Annotated in this window: 23 protein-coding genes; 12 read left to right on the top strand and 11 right to left on the bottom strand. The window is 67.8% G+C overall.

The features are described from left to right. Window positions 1–43: 43 nt before the first annotated feature. Together AC5P9W_RS10925 and AC5P9W_RS10920 are read left to right on the top strand one after the other, a co-directional pair. Entirely contained in the window at window positions 44–2704 is a 2661-nt protein-coding gene (locus tag AC5P9W_RS10925; RefSeq protein ID WP_495219193.1) for an ATP-binding protein, read from the top strand. Next, entirely contained in the window at window positions 2685–3398 is a 714-nt protein-coding gene (locus AC5P9W_RS10920) for a response regulator transcription factor (RefSeq protein ID WP_111101783.1), read from the top strand. The genes AC5P9W_RS10925 and AC5P9W_RS10920 overlap by 20 nt, the downstream gene beginning before the upstream one ends. A gap of 315 nt (window positions 3399–3713) precedes the next feature. Here AC5P9W_RS10920 and AC5P9W_RS10915 read toward each other — a convergent pair whose 3' ends face one another. Genes AC5P9W_RS10915 through coaBC form a run of 3 tightly spaced genes read right to left on the bottom strand, consistent with a single transcriptional unit; the run spans window position 3714 to window position 7804 of the window. Then, window positions 3714–6059, bottom strand: coding sequence for a phosphomannomutase/phosphoglucomutase (locus tag AC5P9W_RS10915; RefSeq protein ID WP_495219191.1), 2346 nt, complete (start codon window positions 6057–6059; stop codon window positions 3714–3716). Window positions 6060–6071: 12 nt separating this feature from the next. Continuing rightward, on the bottom strand, window positions 6072–6545 hold the full coding sequence (dut, locus tag AC5P9W_RS10910; RefSeq protein WP_021204751.1) for a dUTP diphosphatase: 474 nt from the start codon (window positions 6543–6545) through the stop codon (window positions 6072–6074). Then, window positions 6542–7804, bottom strand: coding sequence for a bifunctional phosphopantothenoylcysteine decarboxylase/phosphopantothenate--cysteine ligase CoaBC (coaBC, locus tag AC5P9W_RS10905; RefSeq protein WP_134729661.1), 1263 nt, complete (start codon window positions 7802–7804; stop codon window positions 6542–6544). Before coaBC ends, dut begins: the two co-directional genes overlap by 4 nt. Window positions 7805–8032: 228 nt before the next feature. Between coaBC and AC5P9W_RS10900 the strand changes: the two genes are divergently transcribed. The 4 genes from AC5P9W_RS10900 (at window position 8033) to AC5P9W_RS10885 (ending at window position 12158) form a co-directional block, all read left to right on the top strand. Further along, window positions 8033–8659 carry a response regulator gene (locus AC5P9W_RS10900; protein WP_021204749.1) on the top strand — a complete coding sequence of 209 codons (627 nt, stop codon included), beginning with the start codon at window positions 8033–8035 and terminating at the stop codon, window positions 8657–8659. A 70-nt stretch (window positions 8660–8729) separates the two neighbouring features. Continuing rightward, the gene (radC, locus tag AC5P9W_RS10895) at window positions 8730–9434 is read left to right on the top strand and encodes a RadC family protein (protein ID WP_026347232.1); all 705 of its coding nucleotides are present in this window, start codon (window positions 8730–8732) and stop codon (window positions 9432–9434) included. A gap of 114 nt (window positions 9435–9548) precedes the next feature. Then, on the top strand, window positions 9549–11237 hold the full coding sequence (gene argS, locus AC5P9W_RS10890) for an arginine--tRNA ligase (protein WP_019661792.1): 1689 nt from the start codon (window positions 9549–9551) through the stop codon (window positions 11235–11237). A 21-nt stretch (window positions 11238–11258) separates the two neighbouring features. Further along, window positions 11259–12158, top strand: coding sequence for an SPOR domain-containing protein (locus tag AC5P9W_RS10885; protein ID WP_021204747.1), 900 nt, complete (start codon window positions 11259–11261; stop codon window positions 12156–12158). Between the two features lie 128 nt (window positions 12159–12286). Here the strand turns inward: AC5P9W_RS10885 and AC5P9W_RS10880 are convergent, their stop codons facing one another. Together AC5P9W_RS10880 and AC5P9W_RS10875 are read right to left on the bottom strand one after the other, a co-directional pair. Beyond that, complete coding sequence (locus tag AC5P9W_RS10880) at window positions 12287–13039, bottom strand: SDR family NAD(P)-dependent oxidoreductase (protein ID WP_180832810.1); 753 nt, start codon at window positions 13037–13039, stop codon at window positions 12287–12289. Between the two features lie 99 nt (window positions 13040–13138). Then, window positions 13139–13627: a hypothetical protein gene (locus AC5P9W_RS10875; protein ID WP_164144494.1), complete on the bottom strand. Its 489-nt coding sequence runs from the start codon at window positions 13625–13627 to the stop codon at window positions 13139–13141. Between the two features lie 84 nt (window positions 13628–13711). Here AC5P9W_RS10875 and AC5P9W_RS10870 point away from each other — a divergent pair, with 84 nt between their 5' ends. Further along, the gene (locus AC5P9W_RS10870; RefSeq protein WP_019661796.1) at window positions 13712–14179 is read left to right on the top strand and encodes a YehS family protein; all 468 of its coding nucleotides are present in this window, start codon (window positions 13712–13714) and stop codon (window positions 14177–14179) included. Here AC5P9W_RS10870 and AC5P9W_RS10865 read toward each other — a convergent pair. Further along, a complete protein-coding gene (locus tag AC5P9W_RS10865) occupies window positions 14148–15035 on the bottom strand; it encodes a LysR substrate-binding domain-containing protein (protein WP_021204744.1) in 888 nt (295 codons plus the stop codon). The two genes, AC5P9W_RS10870 and AC5P9W_RS10865, sit on opposite strands and share 32 nt — an antisense overlap. Window positions 15036–15178: 143 nt before the next feature. Here AC5P9W_RS10865 and AC5P9W_RS10860 point away from each other — a divergent pair, with 143 nt between their 5' ends. Next, window positions 15179–16327 (top strand): MFS transporter, encoded by a 1149-nt coding sequence (locus AC5P9W_RS10860; protein WP_194445614.1) that lies wholly within the window; start codon window positions 15179–15181, stop codon window positions 16325–16327. Here AC5P9W_RS10860 and AC5P9W_RS10855 read toward each other — a convergent pair. After that, the gene (locus AC5P9W_RS10855; RefSeq protein WP_111097664.1) at window positions 16324–17022 is read right to left on the bottom strand and encodes a TorF family putative porin; all 699 of its coding nucleotides are present in this window, start codon (window positions 17020–17022) and stop codon (window positions 16324–16326) included. The genes AC5P9W_RS10860 and AC5P9W_RS10855 overlap by 4 nt on opposite strands. A gap of 178 nt (window positions 17023–17200) precedes the next feature. On the opposite strand from AC5P9W_RS10855, the gene AC5P9W_RS10850 reads away from it, so the two are divergent. Then, the gene (locus AC5P9W_RS10850) at window positions 17201–17590 is read left to right on the top strand and encodes a DUF6165 family protein (RefSeq protein ID WP_031270855.1); all 390 of its coding nucleotides are present in this window, start codon (window positions 17201–17203) and stop codon (window positions 17588–17590) included. 6 nt (window positions 17591–17596) lie between these two features. Here AC5P9W_RS10850 and AC5P9W_RS10845 read toward each other — a convergent pair whose 3' ends face one another. Continuing rightward, window positions 17597–18274 (bottom strand): response regulator transcription factor, encoded by a 678-nt coding sequence (locus AC5P9W_RS10845; protein ID WP_021204740.1) that lies wholly within the window; start codon window positions 18272–18274, stop codon window positions 17597–17599. A 190-nt stretch (window positions 18275–18464) separates the two neighbouring features. Further along, the gene (locus tag AC5P9W_RS10840; protein ID WP_021204739.1) at window positions 18465–19037 is read right to left on the bottom strand and encodes an OmpO family porin; all 573 of its coding nucleotides are present in this window, start codon (window positions 19035–19037) and stop codon (window positions 18465–18467) included. A 281-nt stretch (window positions 19038–19318) separates the two neighbouring features. Here AC5P9W_RS10840 and AC5P9W_RS10835 point away from each other — a divergent pair, with 281 nt between their 5' ends. Continuing rightward, the gene (locus tag AC5P9W_RS10835) at window positions 19319–19678 is read left to right on the top strand and encodes a DUF1428 domain-containing protein (protein WP_005407745.1); all 360 of its coding nucleotides are present in this window, start codon (window positions 19319–19321) and stop codon (window positions 19676–19678) included. Window positions 19679–19693: 15 nt separating this feature from the next. Here the strand turns inward: AC5P9W_RS10835 and AC5P9W_RS10830 are convergent, their stop codons facing one another. Continuing rightward, the gene (locus tag AC5P9W_RS10830) at window positions 19694–20386 is read right to left on the bottom strand and encodes a hypothetical protein (protein ID WP_495219188.1); all 693 of its coding nucleotides are present in this window, start codon (window positions 20384–20386) and stop codon (window positions 19694–19696) included. A gap of 107 nt (window positions 20387–20493) precedes the next feature. Next, on the bottom strand, window positions 20494–21387 hold the full coding sequence (locus AC5P9W_RS10825; protein WP_478434381.1) for a histone: 894 nt from the start codon (window positions 21385–21387) through the stop codon (window positions 20494–20496). Window positions 21388–21877: 490 nt separating this feature from the next. Between AC5P9W_RS10825 and AC5P9W_RS10820 the strand changes: the two genes are divergently transcribed. Together AC5P9W_RS10820 and AC5P9W_RS10815 are read left to right on the top strand one after the other, a co-directional pair. Then, on the top strand, window positions 21878–23311 hold the full coding sequence (locus AC5P9W_RS10820; RefSeq protein WP_019661805.1) for a Do family serine endopeptidase: 1434 nt from the start codon (window positions 21878–21880) through the stop codon (window positions 23309–23311). A gap of 100 nt (window positions 23312–23411) precedes the next feature. After that, window positions 23412–23777 carry a hypothetical protein gene (locus AC5P9W_RS10815; RefSeq protein ID WP_010486932.1) on the top strand — a complete coding sequence of 122 codons (366 nt, stop codon included), beginning with the start codon at window positions 23412–23414 and terminating at the stop codon, window positions 23775–23777. Window positions 23778–23780 lie beyond the last annotated feature (3 nt).

Raw genomic sequence — 23780 nt, 5'->3', positions numbered from 1 at the left:
TGCACCTGCTGCGCGCACAATGGTGGCCATGACAGCGGCCCCCATGACTGATGCACGTACCCGCCAGGCCGATGCCCTGGTTGAAGGCCTGCAACGCGAAGCCGGCGGCAAGCTGACCGTGTTCCTCGGCGCGGCGCCGGGCGTGGGCAAGACCTATGCCATGCTGACCCGCGCGCAGGAACAGCTGCGCCGCGGCGTGGACCTGGTGGTGGGGCTGGTGGAAACCCATGGCCGCGCCGACACCCAGGCCCTGCTGGAGGGCCTGCCGCAGCTGCCGCTGAAGGAAGTGGCCTACCACGGCCACACCCTGCAGGAGATGGACCTGGATGCCGTGCTGGCACGGCATCCAGCGCTGGTGCTGGTGGATGAACTGGCCCACCGCAATGCACCGGGCAGCCGCCATGAGCGGCGCTGGCAGGATGTGATGGAGCTGCTGGACGCCGGCATCGACGTCTGGACCACGGTCAACATCCAGCATCTGGAAAGCCTCAACGATGTGGTAATGCGGATCACCGGCGTGCGCGTCAGCGAGACCGTGCCGGATGGCGTGCTCGACCGGCTGCACGACATCGTGCTGGTCGATCTGCCGCCGCGCGAACTGATCGCTCGCCTGCAGCAGGGCAAGGTCTATGTGCCCGAACAGGCCGCGCAGGCACTGCAGGCATTCTTCTCGCCGGCCAACCTGACCGCGCTGCGCGAACTGGCCATGCAGGAAGCTGCCGACCGCGTCGACAGCAGCCTGCGCGAAGCACGCGCCGCACGCGGCGAGAGCAACCTGCCGCTGCGTCGCGGCGTGCTGGTGGCCATTGATGGCGGCGGCCAGAGTGAATACCTGGTGCGCGTGGCGAGGCGCATCGCCGAGCGGCGCGACGCACCGTGGACGGTGGTGACCGTGCAAGGGCGACGCCAGGACGAGGCGACCCGGCGCGAGATCGATGCTGCCTTCGCGCTGGCACGGCGCCTGGGCGGCGACGCCGAACTGCTGCACGGATCGAGCATCGCCGATGCCCTGCTCGACCATGCCGCGCACAATGGCGTATCGACCCTGGTGCTGGGCCGGACCCGCGAACGGCCGCTGGCGCGGATGTTCAACCGCACCCTGACCCAGCAGCTGATCCAGCGCGGCGCGCACTACGAGATCACCATCATCAGCACCCCGCAGGCACGTGCGCGCTCGCGCCGCGAGGGCCTGCTGCCGCCGATGCGCGGCATCAGCCATGAACCGGTGCAGGCACTGGTCGCCACCGCACTGGCCTGTGCGGTGGCGTGGCTGGCCGAACACTGGGTGGGCATGGCCGACCTGTCGATGGTGTTCATCGTGGCGGTGGTGCTGGTGGCCGCACGCACGCGCGCCAGCGTGGCGGTGATGGCGGCGATCCTGTGCTTCCTCGCCTACAACTTCCTGTTCATCGCGCCCCGCTTCACCTTCGCCATCGGTGCACGCCAGGGTGTGATCACCGTGTTCCTGTTCCTGGCTGCGGCACTGGTGGCCGGGCGCCTGGCCTCGCGCCTGCGCATGCAGGTCATCGCGCTGCGTGCGGCCAACCGGCATGCGCGTGCGCGTCAGCAGCTGGGGCGGCAGCTGGCCAGTGCGGCCGGCAATGGCGAGGTGGCACAGGCGGGTCGGCACGCACTGGAACAGGCCATGGACGTACCTGCGTGGCTGCGGATCGGCGCCGATACCGCAACCGGTGGCCGTTCGCAGCCGGGCGATACCGATCTGGCCGCCGCCGACTGGGCCCTGCGCCAGGGCCAGCCCAGCGGCCGCTTCACCGACACCCTGGCCGGTGCGCAGTGGTGGTTCCTGCCCCTGCTGGATGGCGAGGACCGCGCCATCGGCGTGGCTGGCCTGTACCTGCCCGGCGCGCAGGCGCGCCTGCTGCCCGAACAACGGCAGCTGGCCGAGGCGATGGTGGATGACATCGCGCAGGCCGCATTGCGCACCCGCCTGGTGGCCGAACTGGAGCAGGCGCATGTCAGCAACGAAACCGAGCGGCTGCGCTCGGCCCTGCTCTCTTCGGTATCGCACGACCTGCGCTCGCCGCTGGCGGCGATGATCGGATCGGCCGACAGCCTGGCCAGCTATGGCGCGGCGATGGATACGGCCGATCGCCGTGCTCTGCTGGACACCATACTGATAGAAGGCGAACGGCTGGATCGCTACATCCAGAACCTGCTGGACATGACCCGCCTAGGCCACGAAGGGCTGAAAATCAACCGCGACTGGATCGGCGTGGACGAACTGATCGGCTCGGCGGCGCGGCGCCTGCAGCGCTACCAGCCGAAGGTGCGGCTGGAACTGGACATCCCGGCCACGCTGGCGCCGATCTGGGTGCACCCGGCGCTGGTCGAGCAGGCGGTGTTCAACGTGATGGAGAACGCGGCCAAGTTCTCGCCCCCCGATGCCGCCGTGCAGGTGCAGGCGCGCGAACTGGACGGCCAGCTGCGCATCGACGTGATCGATGCCGGCCCCGGCATTCCCGACGACGAACGCGCGCGCATCTTCGACATGTTCTACAGCGTCGAGCGCGGCGACCGCGGCCGCCACGGCACCGGCCTGGGCCTGACCATCTGCCAGGGCATGATCGGTGCGCATGGCGGCAGCGTGCAGGCGCTGCCCGGACGCGACGGTCGCGGTACCCTGATCCGCATCACCCTGCCCCTGCTCAAGCCAGCCTCCCACGATGAGCCCGACCCCGATTGAAGCCAGCGCGCCGGCCGCGCGCGTGCTGGTGATCGATGATGAAACCCAGATCCGCCGGTTCCTGGACATCAGCCTGCGCGCGCAGGGCTACCAGGTACGGCAGGCCGCGACCGGCCAGGAAGGCCTGGAGATGGCCGCCAGCGAAGACATGGACCTGGTGATCCTGGACATCGGCCTGCCGGACATGGAAGGCCACGAGGTGCTGGAGCAGCTGCGGCAATGGAGCCAGGTGCCGGTGATCATGCTGACCGTTCGCGCCGGCGAAACCGAGAAGGTGCGGGCGCTGGACAACGGCGCCAACGACTACGTGACCAAACCCTTCGGTACCCAAGAGCTGATGGCGCGGGTACGGGCGCTGCTGCGCACGCGCAGCGTGCCCAGCGACGGCACCCCGCCGGTGTTCGACGACGGCCACCTGCGCGTGGACCTGGTGCGCCGCGAAGTCGCCCTGCAGGGTGAACCGGTGGCGTTGACCCGCAAGGAATACGCGCTGCTGTCACTGCTGCTGCGCAACGCGGGCCGGGTGGTGACCCAGCCGCAGATCCTGCAGGAGATCTGGGGGCCGACCCACCAGCACGACACCCATTACCTGCGCATCCTGGTCGGCAAATTGCGGCACAAGCTGGGTGATTCAGCGCTGGATTCGCGCTACCTGTTCACCGAGCCGGGCGTGGGATTGCGGTTCAAGGGGTGAGGGTGTGCCGACCAACGGTCGGCACCTACCAAAGCAAATGCGGAAGAGCATCCACGCATGGCGTGGATCTCTGCTGTGTCGACCAAGGTCGACACCTACCAAGAGCAGTTCATGCGGTTCGGACAGATCGCGGGAATCTGTCGAAGGCGGGGTGGGTCCGGTTGCGGGGGCGTGAGCCGCATGGATGCGGCGACCGAGCTTACATGGACGTACTTGCAGCGTCCCCCGTAACCGGACCCACCCCGCATCCTACGGATAGCCGGCCTTTGACGTTGACGTTGATTCGGCGGGTGCCGGGCGCCGCCCGGCCCCACCTCAGAACCCCAGCGGGGTGTCGCCCAGCACCGGCTGCAGCTGGCTGCGGAACAGCGCCTGGATGCGTTCCAGTGCGGCCTCGTCGTTGCCCTCGAAGCGCAGCACCAGCACCGGCGTGGTGTTGGAGGCCCGCACCAGGCCCCAGCCATCGGGGAAGTCCACGCGCAGGCCGTCGATGGTCGACAGTCGGCCGCCGACATACGGGTTGTCCGGCGACTGCGCCGCCGCCACCAGCATTGCCACCAGCGCATGCGGCGTGCCGTCGGCCACCGGCACCTTCAGCTCCGGCGTGGCCACCATCTCCGGCAGCTCGCCCAGTACCTCGTCCGGGGTCTCCTCGCGCTGGGCCAGGATCTCCAGCAGGCGCGCCGCCGCATACAGGCCATCGTCGAAACCGAACCAGCGCTCCTTGAAGAAGAAGTGGCCGCTCATCTCGCCAGCCAGTTCGGCATCGGTCTCGCGCATCTTCGCCTTCATCAGCGAATGCCCGGTCTTCCACATCAGCGGGCTGCCACCATTGCGCAGCACGTGGTCGGACAGCTTGCCGGTGCACTTCACGTCGTAGATCACCATCGCGCCGGGGTTGCGCATCAGCACGTCGGCGGCGAACAGCATCAGCAGGCGGTCGGCATAGATGATTTTGCCGTCAGCACTGACCACGCCCAACCGGTCGCCATCGCCATCGAAGGCGACGCCGAGGTCGGCCCCGAAGCGCTTGACCGTCTGCACCAGGTCTTCCAGGTTGGCCAGTTCGCTCGGGTCGGGATGATGGTTGGGGAAGGTACCGTCGACATCGCAGTACAGCGGAATGACTTCAGCACCGATGGCTTCCAGCAGTTGCGGTGCCAGTGCGCCGGCCACGCCGTTGCCGGCATCGGCCACGACCTTCAGCGGACGGTCCAGCTGCACGTCGTCGGCGATGCGCTGGATGTAGTCGGCACTGACATCGCGCTGCTGGTAATCGCCCGGCTCCGCAGCCTGTACCAGGCGGCCCTCGACGATGCGCGCGTAGAGATCGGTGATGGCATCGCCGGACAGCGTCTCGCCGCCGATGACAATCTTGAAACCGTTGTACTCGGGCGGGTTATGACTGCCGGTCACCGCCACGCAGGTGCCGGTACGCAGGTGGAAGGCGGCGTAGTACACCACCGGAGTCGGCGCCAGGCCGATGTCGATCACCGCACAACCGGCGCGGCGCAGGCCCTCAGCCAATCCTGCGGCCAGTTCCGGGCCGGACAGGCGGCCATCGCGACCGATCACCACCTCGCGCAGGCCCTGCTCCAGTGCCACGGTAGCGATGGCCTGGCCGATCAGCGCGGCGGTCTTCGGCGTCAGTTGGCTGCCCACCACGCCGCGGATGTCGTAGGCGCGGAAGATACCGGCCGCCAGTTCCTCGGCCGGAACCGGCGGCGGGGGCGGCGGTGCACTTTCAGTGGTGCTGGCCCCGGCCACCGGCGGCGGCGCCATCTGCAGGCTCTCGCTCAGGGTCGGGCCATGATCCGCTTCCGCCACGGCCGCACGCCGCGGCAGCGGCAGCGTCTTCGGCAGGCGGCCGCGACCCACCACCAGCAGCACGGCGATGAACGCCAGCAGCAGCGCAACGATGGCGCTGGCCAGCGAACCCAGGCCCAGCGGACCGGGTTCGATATTGGGTACCGCGGCCACCAGCCGCAACGGGGTACCCGGGATCGGCCGCGCCAGGACTTCGGCACTTTCGGCCAGGCTGGCATCGCCCAGGGCGACGAGGTCATGCGCGCCCTGGCGCAGGCCAAGGAAACCGGCCGATGGCGCACTCACCTGGTCCAGCGGCGAGGTCAGGCGCAGCAATGGCTGGCGCACGTAGAGCACTGCCGGGCCCAGGCTGCCCAGCGGCACCGGTGCCGCCAGGCCAAGACGATTGCCACCCCCATCGCGGACCACGCGCAGGCTGGGGCCGGCCTCGGCAAGCGCTCCTTCCAGCAACGCCAGGCGGGCATAGCCGAACGTGGCCGGGTCGGCGTAGGCATTGGCCAGATCGGCGGTCAGCACTTCAGCATGCTCGACGCCGGTCCAGCTCTCGCGGACCGCGAGTGCCGCCGCAGCGGCATCGCCGGCCTGCAGCGCCTGCTGCACGCGCTCGTTCTTCAGCTGCTGCTGCAGCTGCTTCAGCTGGCCGGCGGCGGCCTCCTGCAGGCCCTGCACAGCCTGGTCGCGCGCAGCTTCCAGCGCCTGGCCGTTGGCCTCCTGGCGCCATTGCTGCACCGCGCTCCATCCGAACCAGCCGGCCAGCAGGACCAGCAGCACCCCCAGTAGTGGTGCACTGCGTCCCAACGACCGTCCCCGCTGTCCTTCCCCGATGCCGCTCATCGATGTCCCCTGTCAACGCACCCCGGTATGGCCGAATCCACCCGTTCCGCGCACGCTGTCGGTGAAAGTATCCACCACCTGCAGGCTGACGCGGGCAATCGGCACCACCACCAGCTGCGCGATGCGATCACCCGGCTCGATGGTGAACGCCTCGCGGCCGCGGTTCCAGACGCTGATCAGCAGCGGTCCCTGGTAGTCGGCGTCGATCAGGCCGGTGCCATTGCCGAGCACGATGCCGTGGCGGTGGCCGAGCCCCGAACGCGGCAGGATCACCGCGCACAGGTTCGGATCGGCGATATGGATGGCCAGGCCGCTGGGCACCAGCGCGGTGTCGCCCGGCTGCAGGGTCAGCGCGGTATCCAGCGCCGCGCGCAGGTCCATGCCGGCGCTGGCTTCGGTGGCGTAGGCCGGCAGCGGCCAGCTGTCGCCAAAGCGCGGATCGAGCAGCTTGACCTGCAGGGGTTGGGAAGTGAAAGCCTGGGTCATGCCTGGAGTCTCCGCGCGATCAGCGCCAGCAGTTGTTCGGCCAGCTCGCGCTTGGAGGTGGCCGGGAATACCTGTTCACCGTCCTGCCAGAAGACAGTGGCGGCATTGTTGTCGCTCTCGAAACCACCGCCGCTGATGCCGACCTGGTTGGCGATCACCAGGTCAAGGCGCTTGTCGACCAGCTTGCCACGCGCATACTTCTCCACGTCGTGGGTTTCGGCGGCAAAGCCGACCACCAGCTTCAGCGACTGCGTCTGCGCGGCGACTTCGGCCAGGATGTCCGGCGTGCGCACCAGCTCGATCACCAGCGACTGGCTGTCGGCGGTCTTCTTCAGCTTCTGCGCAGCCACTTGGCGCGGTGTGTAGTCGGACACCGCGGCGGCACCGATATAGATGTCGGCCGGCAGCGACTTCAGCACGGCATCACGCATCTGCGCGGCCGAGCGCACGTCCACGCGCTGCACGCCGGGAGGCGTCGGCAGCTGCACCGGGCCGCTGACCAGCACCACCTGGGCGCCCATCGTCGCGGCGGCCGCAGCCAGGGCAAAGCCCATCTTGCCGCTGCTGCGGTTGCCGACGTAGCGCACCGGATCGATGTCTTCATAGGTCGGGCCAGCGCTGATCAGCAGGCGCAGGCCCTGCAGCGCGTGGGTTTCCGGTGCGGCAACCGCCGCTGCAGCACTGCCATTGGCCGCCAGCGCGGCGACGATGTCGCCGGGCTCGGCCAGACGACCCGGACCGGATTCGCCTTCGGCCAGCGGACCGTCGACCGGGCCGATCACCTGCGCGCCGCGCTGGCGCAGCAGGGCGATGTTGGCCTGGGTGGCCGGATGCAGCCACATGCGGTGGTTCATCGCCGGGCAGATCGTCAGCGGCGCGGTGCTGGCCAGGCACAGGGTGCTGACCAGGTCATCGGCGTGGCCCTGGGCCAGCCGCGCGAGCAGATCGGCGGTACCTGGGGCGACCACGATGCGATCGGCCCAGCGCGCCAGTTCGATATGGCCCATGGCCTGTTCGGCGGCGCTGTCCCACAGCGTGGTGCGGGTCGGCTGCCCGGACAGCGCCTGGAAGCTGAGCGGAGTGACGAACTGCTGGGCACCGGCAGTCATCGCCACCTGCACCTGGGCACCGGCGTCGCGCAGGCGCCGCACCAGTTCCAAGGCCTTGTAGGCCGCGATCCCGCCTCCGACGCACAACAGCAGTTTCTGACCTTCCAGCGCGCGGGCCGGCGCGGGAGAAGCGTTGGGGGAGTCAGCCACCTGGAATTCCTGTGCAAACGAGGGCGCTAGCTTACCCGAAGGTCGGTAATGTCCCGGTGCCCGGTGCACATAGCGGGCGGCTATCAGCAGATGGAGCCCGCCTGCATGGACCCGGCATTCACCCGGTATCGGTTTCGGACCTTTCCTATACCTCCAGGGGCCTGCGCTTTTGCAGAATCAGGCATTGGCTGCCGCCCGCCGTGGCCTGTTCGATCTTCGAGGAACCGCGTGCGTCCACGCATCATCATTGCCGACGACCATCCCGTGGTCCTGCATGGCATCGCCATCGTGCTGCAGACCTACCTGATGGACATCGTCGGCAGTGCGCGTGACGGCGCCCAGCTGCTGGACCTGGTGGACCGCCACGACTGCGATGCAGTCCTGACCGACCTGTCGATGCCGGGTGCCGGCCCGGACGGTCCGGAGCTGATCGACGCGCTGCGCGTGCGTCGCCCTGGCCTGCCGGTGGTGGTGCTCACCGGCGCCCGCCATCCCGGCCTGCTGGACGGCCTGCTGCGGGAGGGCATCAGTGGCCTGGTCGACAAGTGCGCCGATTTTGCCGAGCTGCCCCAGGCGCTGAACGCCGCATTGGCCGGGCACGTATTCGTCTCCCAGCAGCTGCGCCATCACCTGCAGGCCCGCGACCTGCTGTTCCCGCGCGAACCGGCACCGCTGTCGGCACGCGAGAAGGAAGTGCTGGATCTGCTGGCGATCGGCCTCAACGTGAACGAAGTCGCCAAGCGTTGTGGGCGCAGCCCGAAGACCATCAGCCGGCAGAAGGCCGAAGCCAAGCGCAAGCTGGGGCTGCAGAACAACCAGGAACTGTTCGACTACCTGCAGACCCGGCGCGACTGAGGTATCGACCGACCCGGGCCCGCGGCAAGCCCCGATGGGAGACGCCGCCGAAGCTGGCGATGATGCAGGCATGCCCATCCATGACTGGCCCGAACAGGAACGCCCTCGCGAGAAGCTGATCGCGCGCGGGCCCACGGCACTTTCCGACGCCGAGCTGCTGGCCCTGTTCCTCGGCTCCGGCTTCGGCGGCCGTGATGCCGTGCAGACCGCGCGCGACCTGCTGCAGGCGCATGGCCCCTTGCGGGTGCTGCTCGACCGTCCCGCGGGCGAACTGGCCCGCTTGCCCGGGCTGGGCCCGGCGCGCAGCTGTACGCTGGCTGCCGGGCTGGAACTGGCCCATCGCTACCTGGCGGCTGAGCTGGAGCACGGCGAGGCGGTTGGCAACAATCCGGCGGCGGTCGGCCGCTATCTGCAGCACCGCCTGCGAGGGCAGGCACGGGAGATCTTCATGGCCCTGTTCCTGGACAACCGCCACCGCCTGATCGCCTGCGAGGAACTGTTCCACGGCACCATCAACGCCGCGCCGGTCTACCCCCGCGAGGTGGTCCGGCGTGCCCTGCTGCACAACGCGGCGGCGGTGATCCTCAGCCACAACCATCCTTCGGGCGACCCTGAACCGTCCAGCGCCGATACCCGCATCACCGATGAACTGCAGCAGGCGCTGGCGATGGTGGACGTGCGCCTGCTGGACCACTTCGTGGTCGGCGAGGGCCGTCCCGTTTCATTTGCTGAACGGGGCCTGCTGTCCCCGCCCCAGCCTCGGCTGTTCGGCTGAGCGCGCCCCCTTCAGGCGCCACCGGCCGCCCCCGCAGGCATGTTCTGGTCAGCGTGGGCGCGGGTACATGCGCTAAAATGGGCGATTCCGCCGCTCATTCTCACAGCAGGCCTCGTGAAAAATCTCCTCCGCGCCCTGATCAGCCAAGGCATCGAAGCCTTGCGCGCCAATGGCACCCTGCCCGCCGACTCCCTGCCGCCGGACTTCGTGGTCGAGCGCCCGAAGACCCGCGACCACGGCGACTTCGCCACCAACGCCGCGATGCTGCTGGCCAAGGCCGCGCGCAGCAATCCGCGCGCACTGGCGCAGGCGCTGGTCGAGGCGCTGCCGCGCAGCGAGGACGTCAGCAAGGTCGAGATCGCCGGCCCCGGCTTCATCAACTTCCACCTGGCCCCGGCCGCGTACCAGCGTGAAGCCGCGTCGGTCATCAAGGAAGCCCACGACTACGGCCGCAACCTGTCCGGCAATGGCCGCACGGTGGGCGTGGAGTACGTGTCGGCCAACCCGACCGGCCCGCTGCATGTCGGCCATGGCCGCGCGGCGGCGATTGGCGACTGCGTGGCGCGAGTGCTCGATGCCAACGGCTGGAACGCCAAGCGTGAGTTCTACTACAACGACGCCGGCGTGCAGATCGAGAACTTGGCGCTGTCCACCCAGGCACGGATCAAGGGCATCGCGCCGGACCAGGACGGCTGGCCGGAAGGTGGCTACCGCGGTGAGTACATCGTCGACGTCGCCCGCGCCTACATGGCCGGTGCCAGCGTTGATCTGGAAGGCAGCACCGTGGTGGGCGCCAAGGACCCGGACGACATGCAGGCGATCCGTCGCTTCGCCGTGGCTTACCTGCGCAACGAGCAGAACCTGGACCTGGCCGCGTTCGGCGTCGACTTCGACATCTATTTCCTGGAAAGCTCGCTGTACGCCGACGGCAAGGTGGCAGAAGCGGTGGCCAAGCTGCAGGCGTCGGGGCATACCTACGAGGAGGGCGGCGCGCTGTGGCTGCGGAGCACCGACTTCGGTGACGACAAGGACCGCGTGATGCGCAAGTCCGACGGCACCTTCACCTACTTCGTGCCGGACGTGGCCTACCACCTGTCCAAGTGGCAGCGCGGCTACGAGCGCGCGATCACCGAACTCGGTGCCGACCACCACGGCTCGCTGGCGCGTGTGCGCGCCGGCCTGCAGGCGATGGAAGTGGGCATTCCGCAGGGCTGGCCGGAGTACGTGCTGCACCAGATGGTCACCGTCATGCGTGGCGGCGAGGAAGTGAAGCTGTCCAAGCGTGCCGGCAGCTACTTCACCCTGCGTGACCTGATCGAGGAAGCCGGCCGCGATGCCACCCGCTGGTTCCTGATCGCGCGCAAGCCCGATTCGCAGCTGACCTTCGACATCGACCTGGCCCGCCAGCAGAGCAACGACAACCCGGTGTTCTACGTGCAGTACGCGCATGCCCGCGTCTGCAGCCTGCTGCGCCAGGCGCAGGAGAAGGGGCTGGTGTATGAACAGGCTGATGGCCTGGCCAACCTCGGCCGCCTGGCCGACGACGCTTCGCTGCTGCTGATGAACGAGATCTCGCGGTACCCGGAAGTGGTGGAGGCGGCCGGCGTGGCGCTGGAGCCGCATCTGGTGGCGCAGTACCTGCGTGAATTGGCGCACGCGTTCCACACGTGGTATCACGGAACGCCGGTACTGGTGGAAGATGCCGCCGATCGCAACGCCAAGCTGACCCTGGCCTGCGCTGCCCGCCAGGTGCTGGCCAACGGCCTCGACCTCCTGGGCGTCAGCGCCCCGGAAAAAATGTAAGCATCAGGAGACGCAGTACCCATGGCAGCACGACGCGGCAAAAACCAGGCACGACGCAACAGCAGCAGCCAGGGCACACCCGGATGGGTGTGGCTGGTCGCTGGCGTGGCGATTGCGGCCGTGGTGTTCCTGGCGGCGCCGAACCTGTTCAAGGGCGAAGGCGATGGCTTCCTTCGTGCCGGACCGCAGCCGAACCCGAACGCGCAACCGGCCCCGGTCGCTGACGCCGACAGCGATGTCGGCACCCAGCCGGCCGCACAGCCGGCTACGCCGAAGCCGGCCGAGCCGGAAAAGCCGGCCGCGACCCAGTACGACTTCTACACCCTGCTGCCGGGCAAGGAAGTTGAAATGTCCGACGCCGAACTGGCCGCCAGCGCGCGTGCCGAAGACCAGCGCCGGGCCAGGGCCGAAGCGCAGCGCGCGCAGGCTGCACTGGAAGGCAAGCCGGTTCCGCCGCCCGCGGCGCCAGCACCCACAGCCACGGCCAGCGTGGCCAGCACCGCCCCGGTGACCGCGACCAGCCGTCCGCTGCCGGCACCGCTGAGCGAACGCCCGGCGGCGGCAACGCCTGCAGCCGGCACCCCAACGGCGTCGACCAGCAACGCCGCGGCCACGCCTGCAGCACGTGCGGAAGCCGCACCGGCAGCGACCGGTACTCCGGCAGCTGCTGCACCGGCTGCCGCCGACAACGCCCGCTACATCCTGCAGGCCGGTGCGTTCGGTGCCTCCGGCGATGCCGAGGCGACCAAGGCCAAGCTGGCGATGATGGGCCTGGCGGCACGCGTGGAATCGGCGCAGATCAACGGCAAGACCGTGTACCGCGTGCGCATGGGGCCGTATGGCAGCGCCGGCGAGTTGTCCGAAGCCAAGCAGAAGCTGGATGGCACCGGCCTGCAGGCGATGGCGATCAAGGCGCAGTAAGCCTGCCGCTGTGAACGAGGAAGCCGGGCATTGCCCGGCTTTTTTCGTTTCTGTAGAGCCGAGCCATGCTCGGCTGAATCCAGACGAAGCCGAGCATAGGCTCGGCTCTACGGGACCCGCGACGCAGGTCAGCCTTCGCGGGCGACCTGGAAACCGGCGAAGGACTGGCTGACCGGCATCAGCTCCAGGCGATTGATGTTCAGGTGCGGCGGCAGGCTGGCCACCCAGAAGATCTGTTCGGCGATGTCTTCAGCGGTCATCGGGTTGGCGCCGGTATAGAGCTTGTCCGATGCCGCCTGGTCGCCATGGGTACGCACCACGGTGAACTCGGTTTCAGCCATACCCGGCTCGATCGTGGTGACGCGCACGCCGGTGCCGTGCAGGTCCGAACGCAGGCCCAGCGAGAACTGGCTGACGAAGGCCTTGGTGCCACCGTAGGCGTTGCCACCCGGGTACGGGTAGACGCCGGCCACCGACGAGATGTTGATGATCGCGCCCTTGCGCTCCACCAGCTGCGGCAGCAGGCGATGGGTCAAGGTCACCAGCGCGGTGATGTTGGTGTCGATCATCGTGGTCCAGTCCGACAGCTTGGCGCTCTGTGCCGGCGCGGTGCCCTGTGCCAGGCCCGCGTTGTTGACCAGCAGATCGATCTGGCCGAACGCAGGCGGCAGTGCCAGCAGGGCCGCCTCCATTGCCACCGGATCGCGGATGTCGAAGGCGGCGGCGTGAACCACGTCCTTGCCGTAGCGCTCGACCAGCGACTGCAGGCGTTCGCCGCGGCGGCCGGTGGCGATCACCTTCCACCCGGCCTGGGCGAAGCGGTGGACGGCGGCGGCGCCGAAGCCGGACGTGGCGCCGGTAATCAGGACAGTGCGGGTCATCAGGCAACTCCAGGGGGAAAAACCGGACGCCCATTCTGGCACCGTCGGCCCGCCCCTGCGTTGCCGATGCCGGCTGACCACGCCCGGGGCGTGCGCGGCTCAGCGCACGCGGAATACCCGGGCCTTGGGCAGGTCTTCGTCGACCTGCAGGAACCAGCGCCCGGCAATTCCTGGAACAACGGCGATCTGCGGCGACTGCAGCACCTTGCGCAGCTTCATCTGCCCCTTCATCACCTGCCATTGCTGGCCGTTATCAAGGGTGAACAGCGTGCCCGGCTGCCAGCCTGCGACCTCTCCGACCACGCGTGCATTGACCGGTCCTTCTTCCAGGCCCAGATGCATTGCTGCCGGTGCCGGCACATTGGCAGGCAGCGGCGCAGCGGCGGGGGCCACCGCTGCCGTCGGCCCGGTGGCCGCGCGCTCTGCCTCGCGCAGTACCCGGTTCAGTGCCTGCAACTGCGCTGGATTGAGCCCGACCTCGGCCAGTTGGGATGCACTGAGGCGCCGCTCGACGGGTACGAAGCGGTCCTGGGCGAAGGCAGCGAAGCTGCTGGCGAGCAGCAGTGCGGAAAACAGATACCGGCGCATGCAAGGGTCTCAGCGAACGAGTGCCCACGATGCTGCAGTTCGATGACACTCCGGTGACACGCCAGGGGCCGCTACAATTGGACCATGATCAACAATGATGTCCTGCGCAGCGTGCGCTACTCCCTGGACCTGGGCGACCACCACGTGGTGGCCCTGTGCCAGATGGCCGACCCGGCCTTCGCCGTGGAGACCGAGCAGGTGAAGGCTTGGTTGCGCCGCGAGGACGAAGCCGGTTTCGAGGCGATGAGCGACAGCGCGCTGGCGCACTTCCTCGATGGCCTGATCGTGCACCTGCGCGGTCGCGACGAGAACCAGCCGCAGCGCGCGGTGGAGACCCGCATCGACAACAACCTAGTGCTGAAGAAGCTGCGCGTGGCGTTCCAGCTGCGCGACGTCGATCTGATGGAGATCTTCGCCAGCGCCGGTTTCAATGTCTCCAAGTCGGAAGTGGGCGCACTGTTCCGCCAACCCGGGCACGCCAACTACCGGCGTTGCCTAGACCAGATGCTGCGCAACTTCCTCAAGGGCCTGAGCCTGCGCCTGCGCGGCTGAGCACGGCCTCGACGAACGCCCGCGCCGCCGGTGTCGGCAGCCGCTGCCAGACCAGGTGCACGCGGCGGGTCGGGGTCGGCTGCAGCGGAATCCGCACCACGCCTTCAAAGCCTTCGGCGATCAACGCCGGCACGATGCCGACCGCCAGCCCATGGCGGACGAAGCGCTCGACCAGTTCCATCAGGTTGACCTCGAAGCGGACCGCGTGCGGCAGGCCGGCGGCGGCGAAGGCATCGTCGGTCTGCCGCCGCGCACCGGTGCCGCGCGGGAAGTCGACCAGCGCTTCATCCTGCAGTTCGGTCAAGGGCAGCCGCTTGCGCCGGGCCAAGCGGTGCGACGGCGCCAGCACCGCCACCAGGTCTTCTTCCTGCAGCATCTGGTGGCATACCCCGTCCAGGCCGGCCGAGGGCGCCAACCCCACCAGTGCCACGTCCAATTCACGCGACTGCACCTGCGCGATCAGATCCTCGCTCTTGTCCACCCGCAGCTGGAACTCCACCTGCGGGTGCGCCTGCTGGAAGGCTGCCAGCATCGCCACCACGTCGATGCCGGTCAGCGAGGAAATCTGCCCGATCGCCAGCAGGCCACGCACCTCGCCACTCACCGCGGCCACGTCAGCGCGCAGGTGGCGCAGGCTGGCCAGCACCTGGCGTGCGTGCACCAGCAGCGCCTCACCGGCCGCCGTCGCCCGTACCTGGCGCGGCAGGCGTTCAAACAGCGGCGTGCCCAGTTCCTGCTCCAGGTAGGCAATCTGGTGGCTCAACGCGGACTGCACCACGTGGCAGCGTTCGGCGGCACGGGTGAAATTGCCCTCTTCGGCCAGGGCGACGGCAAATTCGAGCTGCTTGAGATTCATCCAGCTATCTCGTTTCCAGATGGCATGGATGATGATGATTCATTTCCATCATGGTCGCAGCAGGCGGACACTGTGCACCCCGCTTTGTGGAATACCGCGTGAGTCCGTCCCTCCCCCCCCTGCACCGCTGGCAGGTGCTGCTGATGTCGGTCGCCACCGGCGTGGCCGTGGCCAGCAACTACTATGCGCAGCCACTGCTGCATACCATTGCCGATGCCTTCGGTGTGCCGTTCGGCCAGGTCGGCATGGTGGTCACCGCCGCGCAGCTGAGCTATGCCGCCGGACTGATCCTGCTGGTGCCGCTGGGAGACCTGTTCGAACGCCGGCGCCTGATCGTGGTGATGAGCCTGTTGTCCGCCGGCGGGCTGGTGATCAGTGCCTGTGCGCCGTCGCTGGCCTGGCTGCTGGCGGGCACCGCGATCACCGGCCTGTTCTCCGTGGTCGCCCAGGTGCTGGTGCCGTTCGCGGCCACGCTGGCCGCGCCGGAACATCGCGGTCGCGTGGTCGGCACGTTGATGAGCGGCCTGCTGCTGGGCATCCTGCTGGCACGTACCGTGGCCGGCCTGCTTTCCAGCCTGGGCGACTGGCGCCTGGTGTACGCGATCGCCGCTGCCACCCTGGTGCTGACCGCACTGGCATTGCAGCGCGGCCTGCCGCGCTTCCACCACAGCGCCGGCCTTGGCTACTTCGCATTGCTGCGCTCGATCGGCGTGCTGTTCGTGCAGGAACCGGTGCTGCGCCAGCGCACGCTGCTGGGCGCCTGCAGCTTCGCCATGTTCGCGATCTTCTGGACGCCACTGGCGTTCCTGCTGGCACAGCCGCCGTATGCCTACAGCGACGCCACCATCGGCCTGTTCGGGCTGGTCGGCGCGGCCGGCACGCTGGCGGCCGGCCTGGCCGGCCGCATGTCCGACCGTGGCCAGACCGGGCGTGCCACCGCCATCGCGCTGGCGCTGCTGCTGCTCTCGTGGCTGCCACTAGGGCTGTCGGCCCACTCGTTGCTGGCGCTGCTGGTCGGCGTGGTGGTGCTGGACCTGGCCGCGCAGCTGCTGCACGTCAGTAACCAGAACCTGATCTATGCACTGCAACCGGCAGCGCGCAACCGCCTCAATGCCGGCTACATGACCGGCTACTTCATCGGCGGTTCGCTGGGTTCGCTGCTGTCGGCGCAGGTCTACCAGCGCTTCGGCTGGACCGGCGTCTGCGTAGCCGGTGCTGCGGTGGCGGTGCTGGCCCTGCTGCTGTGGCTGCCCGGCGCGCTGCGTGCGCGCCAGGCCTCGGTGGCCGACTAGAAACTGCCCTGCAGCGCCAGCTCCCATCGTCCACCGGCATTGCCCGGGAACAGGCGCTTGGCCGCACTGTCGGTGTCATGCACGGTGGCACGCAGCTCCCATGCCGGGGCCAGCGTGGCAATGGCACTGAGCTGCCCATGCAGGTAGTCCGGGCCCTGCGCGGTGGCCAGCCAGTACTGGCCCACCGCCGCTTCCAGGCGGACGCGTTCGTGCAGCGGCACACGCACGCCCAGCTGGGCATAGGTACCGCGATGGCCACCGGCCAACGCATCGTTGGAATGGGCGACCTGCAACCAGGCGCGCTGCTTCCAGCTCACTGTGGTGTTGAGTTCGGTCCAGTCCAGCGCGCGGCCGGTGCCCGGGTACATGTAGCGGGTCAGGTTGGCATCCAGTGTCCAGTCCGGGGCCAGCGCACCGGACCAGCCGGCCACCAGGTCGAACTCGCTGCGCGCGCCATTGTCCGGCTTGAACGAAACGTTGGAGCCCCACACGCTGGCGTACCAACCCGATGGGATCGAAACCTTCGCACCCGCCTGCACCGCCGGGTCGCCGTCGCTCTGCGAGCTGCCACGCCACACGTAGTCACTGGTCAACGCCGCACTGCCACTGACCTGTACCTGTGCCTGCGCGCTGCCGATCCCGAGCAGCCCTGCCAGGGCGGCCACCACCGCCGCCATCATCCCCTTGCTGTTCACTGCACTGTGTTCCTCGTCGAAGGCGGTTATGCCGCCGGGAACGCAGTGTCGAGGCGGTGGCCGTAACGGATCGAGGGTGCTGCCGGGGCCGTGGCGCAAATTCGGCGTAAATCCCGTGATCGGGGCCACATGCCGGCAGCGCGGTATCATGGTGCCCTGTTTCCAGAGAACCAACCGCGTGGACGCCATCCTGACCCCGGTATCGATCGGCGAGCTGATCGACAAGATCACCATTCTCGAGATCAAGGCCGAACGCATCGACGATGCGGCCAAGCTGAGCAACGTGCGCACCGAGCTGGACGGCCTGCTGCCGTTGCTGCAGCAGCAGCTGCAGGCTCAGCCGGCGCTGGCCGTGCTGAAGCAGCAGTTGAAGGCAATCAACGAGCGCATGTGGGACATCCAGGACCAGCTGCGCGACAAGGAAGCGGCCCAGGTGTTCGACGATGGCTTCATCCAGCTGGCACGCGGTGTCTACGGCACCAATGGCGAGCGCGTGCAGGTGAAGAACGAGATCAACCGCGTGGCCGGTTCGGCTCTGGTGGAAGAGAAGCAGTACCAGGGCGAGTAAGCCCGCTCATCCGCATTCGAGCAGGTGCCGGATGCGGAACAGCTCACCATCGCTGTGGATGCCCAGCTTCTCGTACGCCGTCCGCTTCTGCGTGCTGACCGTACTGGCCGTGCGCCCGAAGCGCCGCGCCACCTCCCCGGTGGTGCAGCCCTGCAGGACCAGCCGGAGCACCTCGCGCTCACGTCGGCTCAAGGGCGTCAGCACCGGCGCCGGTGTGCGCCGCATGCGTGATCGGTTCAACTGCGTGCGCAGCTCCGGGGGCACGAAGCGGCCGCCACGGGCCAGTACCTCCACCGCGCGCCGCAGCATCGCCGGCGTGGTTCCCTTTGACAGGAAGCCGCGCGCGCCGGCCTGCATCGCCATGGTCACCATGCTGGCATTGCAGTGCGCAGACAGCACCAGCACCGGCAGCAGCGGCCAGCGCCGCGACAACAGCCGCAACAGGGACAGGCCCTGTTCGGGACCATAGGGCGCCAGCAGGTCGATCAGCAGCAGGTCGATGCCATCCGGCTGGCGCTGCAGCAGATCGAGCAGATCAGCTTCGCGGGTGAAGCTGCCACAGACCTGCACGCCACCGTGCTGGCAAAGCACCACCTCCACCCCCAGACGCAGCACGGGATGCGGCGCCAGCATTGCCAGGCGGCGGGGCCGATCGAGGGGCAGAGCGGGAACGGCAGGCGGCATCACATGGATCCGACGATACGAAGTGCCCACCGTAGGGCCGCGCCGGGAGCAGCGGAATCCAATTTATTGCAACGCAGCAGCGGCCTCGGAACATGCTCAGCTGCGGTTTCGGGTCGTCACAACGCAACAGGCCCGGCATAAGCCGGGCCTGTCGAGGCATCTTCAGCGCGCAGGCGCGCCGAGGAAGCAATTACCAGCTGAAGCGCGGGCCGACGGTGTATTCCTTGTCGCCGTCGCGGTTCATCTTCAGCTCGCCGTTCAGGCCCCAGTTCTGGTTCAGCTTGACCTGACCACCCAGGCGGCCGTACCACTGGCCTTCCGGATTGATGCCGTGCTTCTTCGAGAAATCTTCGTAGCCGACCATGCCGTAGACTTCGGCGTGGGCACCGAAGGCGGTGCGGATACCGGCTTCAGCGCTGTAGCCGTTGAAGTCCAGGCCGTGCTTCTGGTCGCGCTTCTGGTAGGCAACGCGAGCAACGAAGTCGGTGGTCGGGGCGATTTCAACGTTGTAGCCGGCGCCGATCTTCCACTGGTCCAGCTTGATGTTGGTGTGGTCGATTTCCTGGCGGCTGTAATCACCGAAAGCGTGGAAGTTCGGCAGGAAGCCGTACGAGCCCTTCACGCCCCAGCCGTCGGCCTTGAACGCATCGATGTCGGTCTTGGCGTAGTCGGCTTCGGCATAGTTGTACGACAGGTTCTCAGCAGCCGAGGCGGTGAACGGCAGGGCAGCGGCCAGGGCCAGAGCAATCAGCGAATTCTTCATGGGGGTACACCTTTACTTTCTTATGGTGTGCAGCAGCGCCAAGGCGCCATCGCATCGGGAATGTAAATTCTCCGTTATTCGCCACAACGCTCCCTGAAAACAGCGTTCTTCGCATTGCTGAATTTTTTGGCTTGATTCAGGCTGTTTCTGGCATACGCGCGCGGCGCGCGTGCATTTCATCGGCACAACGACTTCCGGTTGCAGGATGTCGATCCACGACGCCCTGGTTCGTCGGGTACTTGAAGGCCGTGCATGCGGCACGGTCCATCCGGAGGCAGGCAATGAGCTACATCGATGGTTTCGTCCTGGCGGTGCCCACCGCCAACAAGGAGAAGTTCCTCGCCCACGCACGCACAGGAGATCCCGTTTTCATCGAATACGGCGCGCTGCGCGTGGTCGAGTGCTGGGGCGATGACGTGCCGCACGGCAAGACCACCGACTTCTTCGGCGCGGTGAAAGCCACGCCGGATGAGACGGTGGTGTTTTCCTGGATCGAATGGCCGGACAAGCCGACCCGCGACGCCGGCATGAAGAAGATGATGGAAGACCCAAGGTTTGATCCGGCGACGAATCCGATGCCGTTCGACGGCGCGCGGATGATCTACGGCGGCTTCGTGCCGATCTACGAACTGACGCGCTGAACCGGGCGGACGTGCTCAGCGCGCGTCCGTTTCATCGCTGGCAGCGGCATGGCCGGCGCCCAGTGCGGCGCCAGCGCCGAGGCCCACACCGCCCATCCCAGCGCCCATTCCGCCACCGCCACCTCCTCCACCCGCACGACCGCCCTTGGCATCGCCCTCGTTGCGGCCCTTGCCGCCGCCACTGGCGCCACCCGGCCGGGTCGGCCCCTGCGGCGGTATCTGCAGGTCGGCCGGAATCGGCGCCAGATCCAGCGCTTCGCGCACGAAGTCGCGCAGCGAGACCACCAGTTCGTGGGTATGTACCGGCCGCCCCTGTGCCAGTTCATTGGCGGCACGCGCGGCCAGCCGCACCTGTTCGTCGGTGCCCAGCAGCAGGATGTCCGACAACGCCGCTTCAACGGCATCACGAATGCGGCGCGCGCGATCCGAACGGGGCTCGGCGATGCCCTCGGCATCCTCGCGCTGGCGCAGGTCACGGCGATGGCTGGGATCCACACCCAGTTCGCCGGTGAACGAACCGCCCAGGGTCTTGTAGGCCGCCATCAGTGTGCGCAGCCGTTCATTGATCTGCCGGTTCTCGCGCTCGCGGCGCTGTTGCAGGGTCTGCATCACCAGCAGGCGGATGCCCACGCCCAGCAGGGTGATCAGGACCAGGCCGGCCAAGGTGGACAGCACGCCCTGCCAGGAACTGAAGTCGATACCGCGCATGCCCGGGGCTCCGGCGGGAACAACCTGCATCTTGCCCCAGACCGCGTCCCAGAAACGCGAAAGGCCCCACCACCCGGGGGGTGGCAGGGCCTTCGGTCACGGCGCGATTACTTGCGCTTGGCGACCTTGCGCACGGCCTTCTTGGCCGGAGCCTTCTTGGCGGCGACCTTCTTCAGCGGCGCAGCCTTCTTGGCAACCGTCTTGCGGGTGGCGGCAACCTTCTTGCCAACTGCCTTCTTGGCAACGGCGGTCTTCTTGCCGACAACCTTCTTGGCAGCGGCGGTCTTCTTGCCGACGGCCTTCTTGGCGACAGCAGCCTTCTTGCCCACAACCTTCTTGGCGGCAGCGGTCTTCCTGGTGGCGACCTTCTTGGTGGCGGCAACCTTCTTGCCGACAACCTTCTTCGCAGCCACGGCCTTCTTGCCAGCGACCTTCTTGGCGGCGACGGTCTTCTTGGCCACGGCCTTCTTGGCGGTAGCGACCTTCTTGCCGACAACCTTCTTGGCGGCCGCGGTCTTCTTGGCAACGGTCTTCTTCGCGACGGCAGCCTTCTTGGTGGCGGCCTTCTTCACGGTGGCGACCTTCTTGCCGGCAGCCTTGGTGGCGGCCTTGGTGGTCTTCTTGGCAGCAGCGGCCTTCTTGGTCACAGCCTTGCCTGCAGCTGCCTTCTTCTTGGCCACTTCCTTCTTCAGGGCAGCGGCTTCGGCCTTGGCGTTCTTCTTGGCGGCTTCCAGCTTCTTCTTGGCGTTGGCAACAGTCTTGCCCACCGACTTGGCAGCCTTCTCGGCCTTCTTGGCAACGGTCTTCTCGACCTTGGCCACGGCCTTCTTGGCCTTGGCAACGCGGGTACCGGCAGCCTTGGTGGCGCGCTTGACGGTCTTCTTGACCGACTGCACTGCGTCTTCGGCAGCGTGGGCGATGGTCTCGCCAACGTTGGTGGCGGTTTCTTTGACGTTCTCGACGGCGTCGGTCACGACCGACACACCATTACCGTTGCTCATGTTGCCCTCCTGGGGACCTTAAGTATCAAAACGGGGCGATGCTATACCGACATTGACGATCGTGGAACGGGGCACGCACGAGCAATCGCATCTGATGCGACGGCAATGGTGTAGTCGGGTACCCTCGCGAGTACGATGTGTTGACGGGAAACCCCTTTTTTCAGTGCTGCGCCGCACGATGCGGGCAGCGGCAGGGGCTGCGTGCGCACACCCCGCCCGGACGTCGCGAAAGGCATGCGATATGGCGCATCGCGGCATCGGGATGCGCAGAACTGCGCAAGCATCGGCCTGCATACCCACGCGCTTGGGCAGACGTCGGCACAGTGCGAGGAACCTCCGGCGTTGCCGCCTGCGGCCCACGGTAGCGATGTTGGCCCGGGTTCCGGGCATGGCGTTTTCATGGCGCATTTATCCAGATCGCGACACACTCATTCAGCTTGTTCTACCGTAGGGCCGTACCGCCCCCACCCACGCCAGCGAACCGACTCCCATGCGACCGCTTCCTACCCTGCTCACGCTCGCAATCGCCGCCGCCTTCGGTGGCTTCGTTGCCACCGGCATCAATGCCCACATGGACAACCGTGCCGACGCCGCGCCGCTGCCGGCGGTGTTGCCGACCACGGCGGCCTTGCCGGCTTCGGTGGCCGGTCAGGCGGTGCCGTCGCTGGCACCGATGCTGGAAAAGGCAATGCCGGCGGTGGTCAGTGTCAACACCAAGCAGGTGGTGCGCGTGCGCAACCCCTTCTTCAACGACCCGTTCTTCCGCCGCCTGTTCCCGGATATCCCACAGGAACGCATCAACGAATCGCTGGGCTCGGGCGTGATCATCGACGCCAAGGAGGGGCTGGTGCTGACCAACCACCATGTCATCGACAACGCCGATGACGTACAGGTGACACTGGCGGACGGGCGCACGGTCAAGGCCGAGTTCCTCGGCTCGGACCGCGATACCGACATCGCGCTGATCCGCATCCCGGCGCAGAACCTGACCGACATCAAGCTCGGCAACAGCGACCAGCTGCGCGTAGGCGACTTCGTGGTGGCCATCGGCAACCCGTTCGGCTTCAGCCAGACCGTTACCTCGGGTATCGTTTCGGCGGTGGGCCGCAGCGGCATCCGCGGGCTGGGCTACCAGAACTTCATCCAGACCGATGCGTCGATCAATCCGGGCAACTCCGGTGGCGCGCTGGTCGACCTGCAGGGCCAGCTGGTCGGCATCAATACCGCCAGCTTCAACCCGCAGGGCAGCATGGCCGGCAACATCGGCCTGGGCCTGGCGATTCCTTCCAACCTGGCGCGCAGCGTGGTCGACCAGCTGGTCAAGCACGGCGTGGTGGTGCGCGGCACGCTGGGCGTGGAAAGCCAGAACCTGACCGCGCAGATCGCGCAGGGCCTGGGCCTGGGCGAAACCCGCGGTGCGCTGATCACCCGCGTGCTGGCCGGCTCGGCCGCCGCCGCAGCCGGGCTGAAGCCGGGCGACGTGGTGGTGTCGGCCAACGGCCAGCGCGTGGACAGCGCCGAGGCCCTGCACAACGTGGAAGGCCTGGCGGCCGTCGGCAGCGCGATGACGCTGGACGTACGCCGCGAAGGCAAGCCACTGCAGATCAAGGCGACACTGAAGGAACAGGCGCGCGCGGTCACCGGTGAGAGCCTGGACCCGCGCCTGACCGGCGCGACCTTCGTCGACCTGCCCGAGTCACTGCGCCAATCCGGTGTCGGCGGCGTGCTGGTCAGCGAGGTCAAGCGCGGCAGCCGCGCTGCCAGCAACGGCCTGCAGCAGGGCGACATCATCACCGACGCCACCGTGGGCGAATTCGCCGACCTGGCCAGTTGGCGCGCCAACTTCCAGCAACGCCCGCCGACCCTGGTGGTGCGCGTGCTGCGCAACAACGGCCAGCAGCAGGGCCAGCTCGTGATGCGCTGATCGCCCTGCCGTAACACCCCCTATACCCCGGCAATGCTATTGCTGTCAGTCCAGGTCGGCACCGCCGACGCCGTTCCCCCATCGCAACAGGAGTGATTCGATGAGCCCCACCAATACCGAGAACCTGAAGGAACACCTGGGTGAAGCCGGTTCCCACCTGAAGCAGGCCGCCAGCGCCGCCGGCGGTGCGATCAAGGGCGCCACCGGTGCCGCGACCGACGAACTGCGCATCGGCAAGGCCAACGTCAAGGCTGAACTGTCCGACAGTGCACTGTCCGGCCTGGCCGCTGCCGAGTTTGGTGGTGCCGCCGCCAAGGAGCAGGTCGATGCGCTGATGGACAAGGGCAAGGACCTGATCGACAGCGCCGCCGAATTGATCCGTGAGCGTCCGCTGGCCTCGTTCGGTGTTGCCTTCGCGGCCGGCTGGATCATCGCCAAGCTGGCCCGCGGCAGCAGCGACAAGTAAGCC

This window comes from Stenotrophomonas sp. YJH_SMC_33, from assembly GCF_059372295.1.
This window is presented reverse-complemented; position numbering and strand designations above follow the sequence as displayed.

What these genes read in the sequence shown, in the direction of transcription:
- AC5P9W_RS10825 (WP_478434381.1), bottom strand. Translation starts at nt 21,387, where the DNA reads ATGAGCAACGGTAATGGTGTGTCGGTCGTGACCGACGCCGTCGAGAAC.
- AC5P9W_RS10925 (WP_495219193.1), top strand. Translation starts at nt 44, where the DNA reads ATGACTGATGCACGTACCCGCCAGGCCGATGCCCTGGTTGAAGGCCTG.
- AC5P9W_RS10870 (WP_019661796.1), top strand. Translation starts at nt 13,712, where the DNA reads ATGATCAACAATGATGTCCTGCGCAGCGTGCGCTACTCCCTGGACCTG.
- AC5P9W_RS10830 (WP_495219188.1), bottom strand. Translation starts at nt 20,386, where the DNA reads ATGCGCGGTATCGACTTCAGTTCCTGGCAGGGCGTGCTGTCCACCTTG.
- AC5P9W_RS10845 (WP_021204740.1), bottom strand. Translation starts at nt 18,274, where the DNA reads ATGCCGCCTGCCGTTCCCGCTCTGCCCCTCGATCGGCCCCGCCGCCTG.
- AC5P9W_RS10865 (WP_021204744.1), bottom strand. Translation starts at nt 15,035, where the DNA reads ATGAATCTCAAGCAGCTCGAATTTGCCGTCGCCCTGGCCGAAGAGGGC.
- AC5P9W_RS10880 (WP_180832810.1), bottom strand. Translation starts at nt 13,039, where the DNA reads ATGACCCGCACTGTCCTGATTACCGGCGCCACGTCCGGCTTCGGCGCC.
- AC5P9W_RS10820 (WP_019661805.1), top strand. Translation starts at nt 21,878, where the DNA reads ATGCGACCGCTTCCTACCCTGCTCACGCTCGCAATCGCCGCCGCCTTC.
- radC (WP_026347232.1), top strand. Translation starts at nt 8,730, where the DNA reads ATGCCCATCCATGACTGGCCCGAACAGGAACGCCCTCGCGAGAAGCTG.
- AC5P9W_RS10875 (WP_164144494.1), bottom strand. Translation starts at nt 13,627, where the DNA reads ATGCGCCGGTATCTGTTTTCCGCACTGCTGCTCGCCAGCAGCTTCGCT.
- AC5P9W_RS10915 (WP_495219191.1), bottom strand. Translation starts at nt 6,059, where the DNA reads ATGAGCGGCATCGGGGAAGGACAGCGGGGACGGTCGTTGGGACGCAGT.
- AC5P9W_RS10815 (WP_010486932.1), top strand. Translation starts at nt 23,412, where the DNA reads ATGAGCCCCACCAATACCGAGAACCTGAAGGAACACCTGGGTGAAGCC.
- dut (WP_021204751.1), bottom strand. Translation starts at nt 6,545, where the DNA reads ATGACCCAGGCTTTCACTTCCCAACCCCTGCAGGTCAAGCTGCTCGAT.
- AC5P9W_RS10920 (WP_111101783.1), top strand. Translation starts at nt 2,685, where the DNA reads ATGAGCCCGACCCCGATTGAAGCCAGCGCGCCGGCCGCGCGCGTGCTG.
- AC5P9W_RS10840 (WP_021204739.1), bottom strand. Translation starts at nt 19,037, where the DNA reads ATGAAGAATTCGCTGATTGCTCTGGCCCTGGCCGCTGCCCTGCCGTTC.
- AC5P9W_RS10885 (WP_021204747.1), top strand. Translation starts at nt 11,259, where the DNA reads ATGGCAGCACGACGCGGCAAAAACCAGGCACGACGCAACAGCAGCAGC.
- AC5P9W_RS10860 (WP_194445614.1), top strand. Translation starts at nt 15,179, where the DNA reads ATGTCGGTCGCCACCGGCGTGGCCGTGGCCAGCAACTACTATGCGCAG.
- AC5P9W_RS10835 (WP_005407745.1), top strand. Translation starts at nt 19,319, where the DNA reads ATGAGCTACATCGATGGTTTCGTCCTGGCGGTGCCCACCGCCAACAAG.